This window comes from Jejuia spongiicola (assembly GCF_023502325.1).
GTDB classification, from domain to species: Bacteria; Bacteroidota; Bacteroidia; order Flavobacteriales; family Flavobacteriaceae; genus Wocania_A; species Wocania_A spongiicola.
Map to the genome: position 1 here is coordinate 354859 of NZ_JAMFLZ010000002.1, position 12613 is coordinate 367471.

Sequence of the window (12613 nt, forward strand, 5' to 3'; positions counted from 1 at the left end):
TTTATATAAACAAGTGCTATTTTTTTTTTGAAATCCTGTTAACGTAAAAAATATTAATAATAACTGCTAAAAAAATAATAGTAAGCACGGTTAGAACAATAAAATTATCAAGAATCTCTAAAATTCCAGTTACAAAAATGCCTCCAGCCATTAAGCCACTTAAAGCCAAAGTTTGTTTATCGTTTAACATAACAAATTATATTCCAGTATAGTTACTAGGAGTAATACGTTTTAATTCTTCTTTTATTGTGTTTGAAACCTCTAAAGTATCAATAAAATCGGAAATAGAATTCTGATTTATTTTTGTATTAGTACGTGTTAAGCCTTTTAAAGCTTCATATGGGTTTGGGTAACCCTCACGACGTAAAATAGTTTGAATAGCCTCGGCTACTACCGCCCAATTATTTTCTAAATCTTCAGCAAACGTAGATTCATTTAATAATAATTTATCTAATCCTTTTAAAGTTGATTTAAAACCAATTATGGTATGTCCAAAAGGAACACCAACATTACGTAAAACGGTACTGTCAGTTAAATCGCGCTGTAATCTTGAAATTGGAAGTTTAGCTGAAAGGTGTTCAAAAATTGCATTAGCAATCCCTAAATTACCTTCTGAATTTTCAAAATCAATAGGGTTTACTTTATGTGGCATTGCGCTACTTCCAACTTCCCCTTTCTTAATTTTTTGCTTGAAATAATCCATCGATACATACGTCCATACATCTCTATCTAAATCAATTAAAATGGTGTTTATACGTTTTAAAGTATCAAATAAAGCAGCCATATGATCGTAATGCTCTATCTGTGTTGTTGGAAATGAATGCTGCAAACCTAACTTTTCTTGAACAAATTTACTGCCAAATGCTTTCCAATCAATATTTGGGTATGCTACATGGTGTGCATTAAAATTACCAGTGGCACCACCAAATTTGGCAGCACTTGGAATATCGTTTAATAAATTAAACTGTTCTTTTAATCGCACTACAAAAACTTCAATTTCTTTTCCTAAACGAGTTGGAGAGGCTGGTTGACCATGAGTTCTTGCTAACATGGAAATTGCTGACCATTCTTGAGATAAACTTTTAAGTTTCTCTAAAACTGTTAAATATTCAGGAACGTAAACATTGTTCATCGCTTCCTTAATACTTAAAGGGACTGCGGTATTATTAATGTCTTGAGAGGTTAATCCAAAATGTATAAACTCTTTATATTGAGATAAACTTAAAGCGTCAAATTTTTCTTTTATGAAATACTCAACGGCTTTAACATCATGATTGGTAACACTTTCTATATCTTTAATTGCCAAAGCATCCTCAGTAGAAAAATCTTTGTAAATAGCTCTTAAGTCTTCAAAAATATCATTATCGATGCTTTCAAGCTGCGGTAATGGAATTTCGCAAAGTGCAATAAAGTATTCAATTTCTACTAAAACACGGTATTTTATAAGAGATTCTTCCGAAAAATAAGGAGCTAGTTCGTTAACTTTATTTCTATATCTTCCATCAATTGGAGAGATGGCGTTTAATGATGATAATGACATGCTTTGTGTTGTTTTTAAGAAGAGGCAAAGATACTATTTTTGTGTAGAAGAATGAGGTATGCTTTTTAGTTTTTTGGTTAATAATAAAAAGAGTTTGAAAACTTTAATCAATTAAGGTTTTCTTATAAATAAGTATATTTATTGACAAATTCCGCTAAAATGAAAAACATTATTTTCTTAATTACATTTATCATGTCTCAAGTTATAACAGCACAAAGCTATAAGAAGTCAGAACCTTTTACGCATACATATTCTATTGTAGCTCGAGATTCTATTACTGGAGATATGGGTGTTGCTGTACAATCTCATTGGTTTAGTGTAGGTAGTGTTGTTACTTATGGTAAAGCAGGTGTTGGTGTTGTGGCAACACAATCGTTAGTTAACCCTAGTTATGGACCAAAAGGATTGACTCTTATGGGAGAAGGATTATCTCCAAAGCAAGCATTGAAAGCCTTAATTAAAAATGATGAAGGCGAAATGTATAGACAGGTTGCATTTCTAAATAAAAAAGGACAAGTTGCAACGCATACTGGTAATTTATGTATTGAAGAAGCAGGACATAGACAAGGGAAAAACTTTTCGGTACAAGCAAATATGATGCTTAATAATACAGTTTGGAATGCTATGGCTAAAGCTTTTGAAACTACTAAAGGAAGTTTAAGTGAACGAATTTTAGCTTCTTTAAAAGCTGCCGAAAATGAAAAAGGAGATATAAGAGGAAAACAATCTGCTGCAATTTTAATAGTAAAGGGCGAAGCCACTGGGAATTCTTGGGAAGACACTGTTATGGATTTAAGGGTTGAAGATCATGAAAACCCTATAAAAGAATTAGAAAGATTAATCAAAATTCATAAAGCCTATGATTTTATGAATAATGGTGATTTAGCTATGGAAGCAGGAAACTCTATTGAAGCTGAGAAATTGTACCTTGAAGCTCAAAAGCTGTTTCCAAATAATATCGAAATGAAATATTGGTACGCAATAAACTTGGTAAATAATAAAGAGTTTGAAAAAGCAAAACCAATTTTGAAATCTATTTTTAGTAAAGACAATAATTGGAAATTATTAGTGCCCCGATTGGTGAAAAGTAAACTTTTGATTATTTCAAAAGATGAGCTTAAAAATATTATGCGGCTTTAATTTTTTTTAAAATATGCCGTGCTCTTGCTTTAAAACCAGAGCTTTGCATTTGAAAATCACGTTCTAAAATTAGTGTTAATTCTGGATGTACCCAATCGTAATCTTTTCCAAATAAAAAAAGTGTGTTCATCGAATAGGCTTTTGGTGCAATTTTTTCATCATTAATCATATAATCAAAACAGACTTCAATAATACGCTCTTTATGGGCTTCAGTTAAACCCTTTTTTATATTATTGGTAGTTTTAGAGGTATAAGATTTTGCTAGAAACTCACAAATTTTTGCTACAGGTCGAACAGCAGAATCTAAATGAACTTTATGCATGTTTTTTGTAAAATAATCTAAGTAAGGAATTATGGTGTCAATATTATCATTGCACATAAATTCGAAAACCCAAGCAGCTCTAGGTGAAATTTTATCATCTACCATAAAAAGAATTTTTAACAACTTTGGGACTAGATTTGGATTGTCTTGCATTAAGTGTGCATAATACAATCGCTTTTCACGCGAATGATTTACATAATTTAATTCTTCGTAGAGTTGTTCAGTAGTCAAAAGGTTTTCTTATTTTTAAGTTTCTAAAATTACCAAAAATGAAAATTATAAAAAAGATTCTTTGGCTTATACTTATTGTACTGTTAATATCTCAATTTTTTAGACCAGATAAAAATGCAGGAGATTTAGCATCAATAGATGCTTTTTTAGCAGAAACTAACCCGCCTGAAGATGTAAAGCTTATTTTAAAAGAAAGTTGTAACGATTGCCATAGCGATGTAACACGATACCCTTGGTATAATAATATAACACCAATAAACTATTGGCTTGCGGGTCATATTAAACATGGAAAAGGACACTTTAATATGTCTAAATGGGAAGGAAATTCTACAAAACGAAAAGATCATAAGTTTGAAGAACTAATTGAAATGGTAGAAGACAAAACAATGCCATTAAACTCTTATACTTGGACGCATAAAGAAGCTAAGCTTAATGATGAACAAAGAAAAGCTGTTATTGATTGGGCAAAACAAGTGCGGCTTAAGTATAGCTTAGAGCCAAAACCAGAATAAACATAAAATCTAAAAAATCAAATTGTAATTACGAAGCATATAGACTTAAAACTTGGTTTTTAAGATTTTAGAAAATTTTCATGAATAAAAATTTACTCATTATAGGTTTTGTATGGCCAGAGCCCCAAAGTTCTGCTGCTGGAAGCAGAATGATGCAATTAATTGAAACTTTTTTATTGCAACATTATAAAATTACATTTGCTACGCCTTGTGCAAAAAGCAAGAATGCTTTTAACCTTGAAAGTATTGGAGTTACAGAAAAAAGTATTGAATTAAACGATTCAAGTTTTGATGCTTTTGTAAATAAGTTGAATCCAGGTATTGTATTGTTTGATCGTTTTATGATGGAAGAACAATTTGGATGGCGTGTTGCAGAACATTGCCCCAACGCTTTAAGAATTCTTGATACCGAAGATTTACATTGTTTAAGAAAAGGAAGGCAGCAAGCGTTTAAAGACGGAAGTAATTTTAATATAGAATATTTATTTAATGACTCATCAAAAAGAGAAATTGCTAGTATTTATAGAAGTGATTTAAGTTTGATAATTTCGGAAGCAGAAATGGAAATTCTTAAAAATCAATTTAAAGTTGATGAGTCGCTGCTAGTGTATTTACCGTTTATGCTTAGTGAGGTTTCAAAAAAAAACGCAGAAAGTTTACCAAAATTTAAAGATCGTCAACATTTTATAACTATTGGTAATTTTTTACATGAACCTAATTATAATGCAGTTTTATATTTAAAAGAAACTATTTGGCCATTAATTAGTAAGCAATTACCAAAGGTCGAATTACATATTTATGGAGCTTATGCATCCCAAAAAGTAAATCAATTGCATAATAAAAAAGAAAGGTTTTTAATAAAAGGATTTATCGAAGATGTAAATGAAGTAATGCAACTGGCTAAAATATGCTTGGCGCCTATACGTTTTGGTGCAGGTTTAAAAGGAAAATTAGTTGATGCGATGCAAAATGGAACACCTTGTGTAATGACTAATATGGCAGCAGAAGGAATGTTTGGAAATTTAGAAACCAATGGATTTGTAGAAGATAAACCACAAGAATTTGTAAATAAAGCTGCTCAACTATATAATGATGAAGATTTATGGAATTCAAAGCAGCAAAATGGATTTTCAATAATCAATACCCGTTTTGGTAAACTTATACACCAGCAATTTTTTTTAAATAGAGTAGAAGAGACAATTAAACATCTTAACGAAAAACGACTGCAGAACTTTATTGGACAAATGTTGCTGCATAATATACAGCAAAGCACCAAGTTTATGAGTAAATGGATAGAAGAGAAAAATAAAAATATTGATACTAAAAATGAAAATTAAGCTTGCTTGTATAGCATTAACTATGATTTTATTATCATCTTGTGCGGTAAAAAAGAACCAAAAAATAGAAGTTGTAAAGTTAGTTGAAACTACAAAAAGCTGGAATGGAGATAAGCTTCCAAGTTACCCGGAAGGAGAACCAAAAATAACGGTTTTAAAAATAACTATTCCACCAAAAACAATACTTCATAAGCATTATCATCCAGTAATTAATTCTGGAATTTTACTAAAAGGAAAACTAAAAGTAGTCGATATAGAAGGAAATGTTCTTCACTTAAAAGTAGGTGATGTTATTGTTGAATTGGTAAATAAAATTCATTATGGTATAAATGAAGGTAATAAACCAGTTGAGATTGTTGTTTTTTATGCTGGAACTAAAGATTTACCAATCACAGTTATTGAAAAAAGTTAATTTTTTAATAAGCCAATAACTTTCTTTATTCCTACTGTAGCATTTTCTGCTATAACTGTTAAGTTTTGTTTGCTGTCGATATTTGGTTTTGGGTCAATAAAATAAGTTGCTGTGTTTTGTGGCACATAATGCATTAAATTCGCAGCAGGATATACCTGCATACTAGTGCCAATAATAATTAAAATATCTGCAGTTTCACAGATACTAATCGCTTTAGGTATCATAGGTACATCTTCACCAAACCAAACAATATGTGGGCGTAATTGATAACCTTTTTTACAAGTATCTCCCATAACTAAATCTGTTTTCCAATCTTTAATATCACTTTCATCAAAAGTACTTCTAACTTTTAATAACTCACCATGTAAATGTATAACATTACTACTACCAGCACGTTCATGTAAATCATCAACATTTTGGGTAATAATACTTACTTTAAAATCATTTTCTAATTTAGCTAAACTATAATGTGCTGAGTTAGGCTCAACCTCAAATAATTGGCTTCTGCGTTGATTATAAAAATCTAAAACTAGTTTTGGATTTGCTGCAAAGCCTTCAGGAGTAGCAACTTCCATAACATCGTGCCCTTCCCATAAACCGTCGGCGTCTCTAAAGGTTTTTATACCACTTTCGGCACTCATGCCTGCTCCTGTAAGTATCACTATGTGCTTATTCATTTTATAAAAATAGTTATTCTGTCATTCTGAACAAAGAGAAGAATCTCATCAATTTTATTAACTTACATTTTTTTATTTGATAATGGATACAAAACTTTTAGAACATTTAGAAAGTTATTTAACCGAATCGCGTAAAGCACGTTTCGATGCTGTTTTATCGCAGCGCACTAAACATTTTACTGTGGCTACTGAAGATGTATATCAGTTGCATAATACTAGTGCTGTAATACGCAGTTGCGATGTATTTGGTATACAGGAGGTTAATATTGTAGAAGAGCGAAATTCTAAACGTATTGATAGAGAAATTGCTATGGGCGCACAAAAATGGGTTGATGTGAATAGGTTTCACTCTGTAAAAGATTGTTTAAAAGATTTAAAGCAGAAAGGGTATCAAATAGTAGCTACTACGCCACATAAAGATGATGGATTACTTGATGCTTTTGATGTCACAAAAAAATCATGCTTTTTCTTTGGAAGAGAAACTGAAGGATTATCTGAAGAGGTTATAGAACAAGCAGATTGTTTTTTAAAGATTCCTATGGTTGGATTTACTGAAAGTTTAAATATTTCTGTTTCTGCCGCCATTATTTTGCAGCATGTTACAACAAAGTTAAAACTAACTAATATCGATTGGCAACTAACTAAAGAAGAGATGCTTATTAAACGTTTAGATTGGTGTAAAAAAACAATTAAGAGCTACGACGAAATTGTTGAGCGTTTTTATAATCCATAAAAGAATGTGTAAATTTAAATCCCTTAATCAGTTAACTGAAAAAATATGTATATAGCGCTTTACATCATAATAGGTATTCTTGCAATTATAGTATTGCTCGCTTTAATCTCCCCAAAAACATATGAAGTAAATAGAAGTATTTTAATTAATCAACCACTACCAGAAGTTTTTGAATATTTAAAACATATAAAAAACCAAGATCAATGGTCGCCTTGGAAAAAGAAAGACCCAAACATGAAACAAGAATTTGTGGGTACCGATGGAGAAATAGGTTTTATTTCTAAATGGGAAGGGAATAAAGAGGTTGGAATAGGAGAGCAAGAAATTCTAGGTATTGAGAAGAATAAGCAAATATCATCAGAATTGCGTTTTTTTAAACCCTGGAAATCGGTGTCTCAGGCGTATATTAAAGTTGATGAAATAGATGCGAACCAAACTAAAGTAACTTGGGGTTTTACAGGTAATAACCCAATACCTATAAATGTTTTCATGTTGTTTTTTAACTTTGAAAAGTCTGTAGGAAAAGATTTTGATGAAGGTTTAGAAAGTTTAAAAGAAATTTTAGAAAAGTAGAAATTATGAAAAAAAATATGGTAGGTTGGTTTGAAATTCCTGTAAGTAATATGGATAGAGCCAAAGCATTTTACGAAACTGTTTTTAATGTAGAAATATCTGTTCAAGATTTTGGTGGCATCTTAATGGGCTGGTTTCCTTTTGCAGAAGGGAAAGAAGGTGCCACAGGGACTTTAATTAAACAAGAATCTTACATACCGAGTCAAGAAGGTACGTTGGTGTATTTTATGAGTGATGATGTACAAAACGAACTGGATAGAGTGGAACAAGCTGGCGGAAAAATTTATCAGCCTAAAACCGAAATTTCCCCAGAGTATGGTTTTATGGGTGTTTTTATAGATACTGAAGGTAATCGAGTAGCATTACATGCTAACGCAATAAAAAAAGAGGAAGTGTAACTTGCTTCCTCTTTTTGTTTTATTTTTAAATGAGTATTACAGACGTTTACTGCGTCCTCTACTCAATAGCTTGTATTCCTCGTAACATTCACTAATAGCGTCTAATATTTGCAAATCGTTAGCCGTTTGTATAAAGCCTTTGGAGTAGTTGCATTGGCTTACAATTTCATCTAAATCTACACGATCAACTTGAAGTAATACGGTTAGCATTTCTCTGTCAAAACGAGAAGCTAAAAGGTTTCTTATTTCGTCATCTTTCTTCATCTTTTTTAGCTTACGTAATTCATTTGGTTTTTTACCAAACATGCGGTATAAAAAATCGGCAGGATTAAAAATAGAACCTAATATTTTTGTAACAGCTGTAGGTTTTCCAGCTTCATATCCGGTGCTTGGTAAACCAGAAATACTGTATCTGTAATTGTTGTTAACTGCAGGAACTTGCTTAATGTCAACCTCCAAATATCCTGTTAATTTTAATTGATTTACAACGACTTCTTCAAGTGCTAAAGCTAATTCTGTTAATTCAATTTTTGAGCTTCCAAACTTTAACCAGTCATTAGTAACCCTAACTTTAATAGATTTAAAACCTAAATAAGAAAAATGTAATGTATCATTCGCTTTCGCGGAAATTTGAAATTCACCTTTGTTGTTTGTTGTAGTTCCTATAACCTGATTGAGGTTAACAATATTTACACTTTCAAGAGGTTTGTCATCAGCAGAATTTATAACTACACCAATTACTTTACTAGCATCTTGTCCAAAACTAAATGCAGAGGTTAATATAAAAGTAAATAGGAATAAGTAGTTTTTCATAATGCTAATTCAATAACGCTAATTTAGCTATAAAAGTACTAAACAAAATAGTAACAATTGAATAACACTTTTTATTTTGACTAAAAATTAACAAAAACGTTTAATTTTTTGGCAAAACACAATCAAAATTTTAATAAAACCTCGACGATTAACATCGATAGACTCTTTTTTAATTAGCGTCTGGAGCGCCTTGGTCTTGAAGCTCCAAAATCACTAGACTTATTTTCTGAACGTCTGCTTGAACTAGACTTTCCTTCTGAACGCCTTCTATCGCTTCTGTTTCCAGAACCTCCTTTTCTATCACTACGCCTTCCGCCACTTTTTCCATCGCGTCTTCCACCACCACGTCTGTCGCGTCTTCCACCACCGCCACGGTTTTCAGAAACTTCAACATTTACAAAACGACCTTCATGCTTAAAGTCGGTAAAATGAGCTAGGACTTTCTCTTTTAATTCGTTTTCAGTATTAAAAAACGAGAAACTGTCCTTAGTTTCCACTTTAAAAACATCATCTCTACCAAGGTTTAATTGCTCTTTAAGGAAGTCTTTTAACTTCATCCAATCAAAACCATCTTTTCCGCCAACATTAATGAAGTAACGTGTTGAGTTTTTACCACCTCTGCTAAAATCTCTTCCACCCTCTCTATCACTAGAGCTTTCAGAAACATTTAAGTTTTTAGATTTTTGGTAATAGTTATAAAAACGAGTAAATTCCACTGAAAAGAATTTTTTAATTAACTCATCTTTATCTGTGTCTACAAATAATTCATTAATATTTGATAAATGTTTATCAATTTCATGATTAACCTCTGTATTATGAATTTTATTAGCAAGCGACATCAACTGTACTTCGCAAATATCAGCCCCATCAGGAATATCCTTTTTCTCGAATTGCTTTTTAATAATACGCTCAATACTTTTTATTTTACGAACCTCACTTTTAGAAACAATCACCATAGAAACACCCGTTTTTCCAGCACGCCCTGTACGACCAGAACGGTGTGTGTAAGTTTCAATTTCGTCTGGTAATTGGTAATTTATAACGTGAGTGATATCATCTACATCAATACCACGAGCAGCAACATCTGTTGCCACAAGCGTTTGTATTTGTTTTTTACGAAAAGATGTCATAACCAAATCACGTTGATTCTGACTTAAGTCTCCATGTAAAGCTCCAGCGCTATAACCATCTTCAATAAGCTGTTCGGCAACTTTTTGTGTATCACGTTTAGTTCTACAGAAAACCACAGAGAAAATATCTGGATTGGCATCCGATAACCGTTTTAATGCTTGGTAACGGTCTCTAGCATTAACTAAATAATACTCGTGAGATACTTGACTTGTACTTTCATTTTTGTTACCAACAGTAATTTCCTGTGGATCATGCATGAATTTTTTAGCAATCGTTGCCACTTCTCTGGGCATAGTTGCAGAAAATAACCAAGTGTTTTTATCATCAGGTGTGTGCGATAAGATATCTGTGATATCTTCTTTAAAACCCATGTTTAGCATTTCATCAGCTTCATCCAAAACACTGTATTGTATTTTAGAAATATCAACCAAACGTCTGCTAATCATATCTTTCATTCGTCCAGGAGTTGCCACAATAATTTGCGCCCCTCTTTTAACTTCTCTGGCTTGATCTGTAATACTAGATCCACCATAAATAGCCACTACGTTAAGCCCTTTACAGTACTTGCCGTATTGCTTCATTTCGTTTGTAATTTGCAAACAAAGTTCGCGAGTAGGCGATAAAATTAAACCTTGAGTGGTTCTACTATCAATATCTATTTTTTCTAGCATAGGAAAACCAAAGGCTGCTGTTTTACCAGTTCCTGTTTGCGCTAATGCTACTAAATCGGTTTCCGATTCTAATAAAATTGGGATTGCTTTTTCTTGTACCTCACTAGGTTTTTCAAAACCTAAATCTGTAATTGCGTGCAAAAGGTCGTCATTAAGACCTAATTCTTGGAATGTGCTCATTCTTGTATAAGTATTCGATTATGTTATGTAGTGTTACATAAAGAAGCGAATCGACATACTTAACCTTAAACTTCTTGTAACACACCCTCTCTCTGAGGAATTTAACTCACTTTCTGAGTTTCAAGCGGCAAAGATAAGCTTTTATTTGGATTATCAATTTTTGGAAGTTTTAACACGCTTTCACTACTCAATATTTTTAAAAAAGTATCATTGCAAATGAAAAAAGCACTGTAGTAATTTGTTTAATTCTATTTTGTGCCAAAAAATGCTCAAGTATAGAAAATAGAATAGAATTTATTCTTCTTTTACCCAAAGCGTATTATCTTCTATACGTTTAAGAGTTTTATTGTTTATAATTTCAAATGAAACATTGAAATTAAATTTTGATGATTTATTGAATTTGATAATACTTTTGTTTATTACATAAGAGGTTTCATAAACAATATCACCTCCAGTAATAGAAATAGGGCTAACATTTGAATCATTAACAAAATTAATAAATAAAGTACAATGTATTTCAGGGTTACCACCATTATCACAATTAGGAATATTATATGTAAACATTCCATTGATATCAAAAGGAGAATTATCTTCTTTTGTACAAGAGGTGAAAATTAATATAGAAAATAAAATAAAGATAAAATTTTTCATAATACAAATAGTATTTATTTGTAGATGAATATTATAACAAAAGGTTGCGTCAAATTATTTCCTCAAATTTCCAATTCGTTCTAACAAAGTAGGGTGCGAATAATGCATAAAAACATAAGCAGGGTGAGGTGTTAAATTACTTAAACTATTCTTTGATAATTTTTTTAGAGAAGTAATTAAAGGTTCTGCTTTATAGGTGTTTTTAGCATAATCATCGGCTTGGTATTCAAACTTTCTGGAAAATACATTCATAATCAATCCCGTAATTTCAGAAATAGGAGAGTAGAGTAACCCGAAAGCAATTAAACCAATATGGAAGCTAGGTATGTCAACTCCAAGGGCATTTGATAAAAGTGGGTTAGAAATGAATAATGATAAAATGTAAAGTGTTAACCCAGTTAATAAAATTGAAGCAAACAGATTAAAAATAATATGTTTCTTTTTATAGTGGCCTACTTCATGTGCTAAAACTGCAACAATTTCATCATCATCTAAATCGTTTATCAAAGTATCATAAAGGGTTACGCGTTTTTCACTTCCAAAACCAGAAAAATAAGCGTTGGCTTTAGTGCTACGTTTAGAACCGTCTATTACAAAAATCTTATCAAGCTTAAATCCTACGGTTTGGGCATATTCAGAAATGTTGTCACGTAGACTTCCAGTTTCTAAAGGCGTTTGTTTGTTAAATAAAGGCACAATAAGTTTAGAGTAAAACATATTCATAAACAAGGTAAAAAGGGCAACTAACCCCCAAGCATATAACCAAAAATTTGCTCCAGTAGCTTGATAAAACCAAATGATTAAAGCTAAAATCCCACCACCAATAAGCACCATCATTAGCCAACCTTTTATCTTATCAAGAAAAAATGTTTTAACAGTTGTTTTATTAAAGCCAAACTTTTCTTCAATAACAAACGTGCTGTAATAAGAGAAAGGAGTAGTTAATATATCGCTGCCAATCATAATAATGCCGAAGAAAATTAAAGCTATTAGAATAGGGTTGTCACTATAATTTCTAGCTATATTATCAACAAATTCAAACCCATCAAAAAACAAAAAACCTAAGGTTAAAAGAATAGAAAATGAAGAGGTGATTAGCCCGAATTTGTAATTTGTGGCTTTATAATTTTGAGACTTTTTATATTCTGCATCATCATAAACATCTTGTAAATCTTTTGGAAGAGCATCATTAAAATGTTTAGCATTTAATGTATTCAAAACCTTGTCAACTATAAAATTGATTATAATGATACCGATGATAATATAAAAAAGTGTATTTGCTGTCATATGTT

General features: G+C 31.5%; 14 protein-coding genes. 7 read left to right on the forward strand and 7 right to left on the reverse strand.

Annotated features, from left to right (window positions below):
• Nucleotides 1-196: 196 nt before the first annotated feature.
• Entirely contained in the window at nucleotides 197-1540 is a 1344-nt protein-coding gene (gene purB, locus M3P09_RS05600; protein WP_249972349.1) for an adenylosuccinate lyase, read from the reverse strand.
• A 159-nt stretch (nucleotides 1541-1699) separates the two neighbouring features.
• On the opposite strand from purB, the gene M3P09_RS05605 reads away from it, so the two are divergent.
• On the forward strand, nucleotides 1700-2680 hold the full coding sequence (locus M3P09_RS05605) for a DUF1028 domain-containing protein (protein ID WP_249972350.1): 981 nt from the start codon (nucleotides 1700-1702) through the stop codon (nucleotides 2678-2680).
• On the opposite strand, the gene M3P09_RS05610 is transcribed toward M3P09_RS05605, so the two are convergent.
• Entirely contained in the window at nucleotides 2667-3233 is a 567-nt protein-coding gene (locus M3P09_RS05610; RefSeq protein WP_249972351.1) for an adenylosuccinate lyase, read from the reverse strand. The two genes, M3P09_RS05605 and M3P09_RS05610, sit on opposite strands and share 14 nt — an antisense overlap.
• A gap of 38 nt (nucleotides 3234-3271) precedes the next feature.
• Between M3P09_RS05610 and M3P09_RS05615 the strand changes: the two genes are divergently transcribed.
• The 3 genes from M3P09_RS05615 to M3P09_RS05625 all read left to right on the forward strand — a co-directional run bounded on the left by M3P09_RS05615 (nucleotide 3272) and on the right by M3P09_RS05625 (nucleotide 5494).
• Nucleotides 3272-3745, forward strand: coding sequence for a heme-binding domain-containing protein (locus M3P09_RS05615; RefSeq protein ID WP_249972352.1), 474 nt, complete (start codon nucleotides 3272-3274; stop codon nucleotides 3743-3745).
• 80 nt (nucleotides 3746-3825) lie between these two features.
• Entirely contained in the window at nucleotides 3826-5082 is a 1257-nt protein-coding gene (locus M3P09_RS05620) for a glycosyltransferase (protein WP_249972353.1), read from the forward strand.
• Entirely contained in the window at nucleotides 5072-5494 is a 423-nt protein-coding gene (locus M3P09_RS05625; RefSeq protein WP_249972354.1) for a cupin domain-containing protein, read from the forward strand. The genes M3P09_RS05620 and M3P09_RS05625 overlap by 11 nt, the downstream gene beginning before the upstream one ends.
• Here the strand turns inward: M3P09_RS05625 and M3P09_RS05630 are convergent.
• Complete coding sequence (locus M3P09_RS05630; protein ID WP_249972355.1) at nucleotides 5491-6171, reverse strand: SIR2 family NAD-dependent protein deacylase; 681 nt, start codon at nucleotides 6169-6171, stop codon at nucleotides 5491-5493. The genes M3P09_RS05625 and M3P09_RS05630 overlap by 4 nt on opposite strands.
• Before the next feature lie 79 nt (nucleotides 6172-6250).
• Here M3P09_RS05630 and M3P09_RS05635 point away from each other — a divergent pair, with 79 nt between their 5' ends.
• The 3 genes from M3P09_RS05635 to M3P09_RS05645 are packed head-to-tail and all read left to right on the forward strand — an operon-like array spanning nucleotide 6251 to nucleotide 7875.
• On the forward strand, nucleotides 6251-6904 hold the full coding sequence (locus M3P09_RS05635) for a TrmH family RNA methyltransferase (RefSeq protein WP_249972594.1): 654 nt from the start codon (nucleotides 6251-6253) through the stop codon (nucleotides 6902-6904).
• A 45-nt stretch (nucleotides 6905-6949) separates the two neighbouring features.
• On the forward strand, nucleotides 6950-7477 hold the full coding sequence (locus M3P09_RS05640; RefSeq protein WP_249972356.1) for an SRPBCC family protein: 528 nt from the start codon (nucleotides 6950-6952) through the stop codon (nucleotides 7475-7477).
• A gap of 5 nt (nucleotides 7478-7482) precedes the next feature.
• The gene (locus M3P09_RS05645) at nucleotides 7483-7875 is read left to right on the forward strand and encodes a VOC family protein (RefSeq protein WP_099564185.1); all 393 of its coding nucleotides are present in this window, start codon (nucleotides 7483-7485) and stop codon (nucleotides 7873-7875) included.
• A 36-nt stretch (nucleotides 7876-7911) separates the two neighbouring features.
• Here the strand turns inward: M3P09_RS05645 and M3P09_RS05650 are convergent, their stop codons facing one another.
• The 4 genes from M3P09_RS05650 to M3P09_RS05665 all read right to left on the reverse strand — a co-directional run bounded on the left by M3P09_RS05650 (nucleotide 7912) and on the right by M3P09_RS05665 (nucleotide 12608).
• Nucleotides 7912-8688 carry a carboxypeptidase-like regulatory domain-containing protein gene (locus tag M3P09_RS05650; protein ID WP_099564184.1) on the reverse strand — a complete coding sequence of 259 codons (777 nt, stop codon included), beginning with the start codon at nucleotides 8686-8688 and terminating at the stop codon, nucleotides 7912-7914.
• 173 nt (nucleotides 8689-8861) lie between these two features.
• Nucleotides 8862-10670, reverse strand: coding sequence for a DEAD/DEAH box helicase (locus tag M3P09_RS05655; RefSeq protein WP_249972357.1), 1809 nt, complete (start codon nucleotides 10668-10670; stop codon nucleotides 8862-8864).
• 294 nt (nucleotides 10671-10964) lie between these two features.
• A complete protein-coding gene (locus M3P09_RS05660) occupies nucleotides 10965-11321 on the reverse strand; it encodes a hypothetical protein (RefSeq protein WP_249972358.1) in 357 nt (118 codons plus the stop codon).
• A 54-nt stretch (nucleotides 11322-11375) separates the two neighbouring features.
• On the reverse strand, nucleotides 11376-12608 hold the full coding sequence (locus tag M3P09_RS05665; protein WP_249972359.1) for a M48 family metallopeptidase: 1233 nt from the start codon (nucleotides 12606-12608) through the stop codon (nucleotides 11376-11378).
• Nucleotides 12609-12613 lie beyond the last annotated feature (5 nt).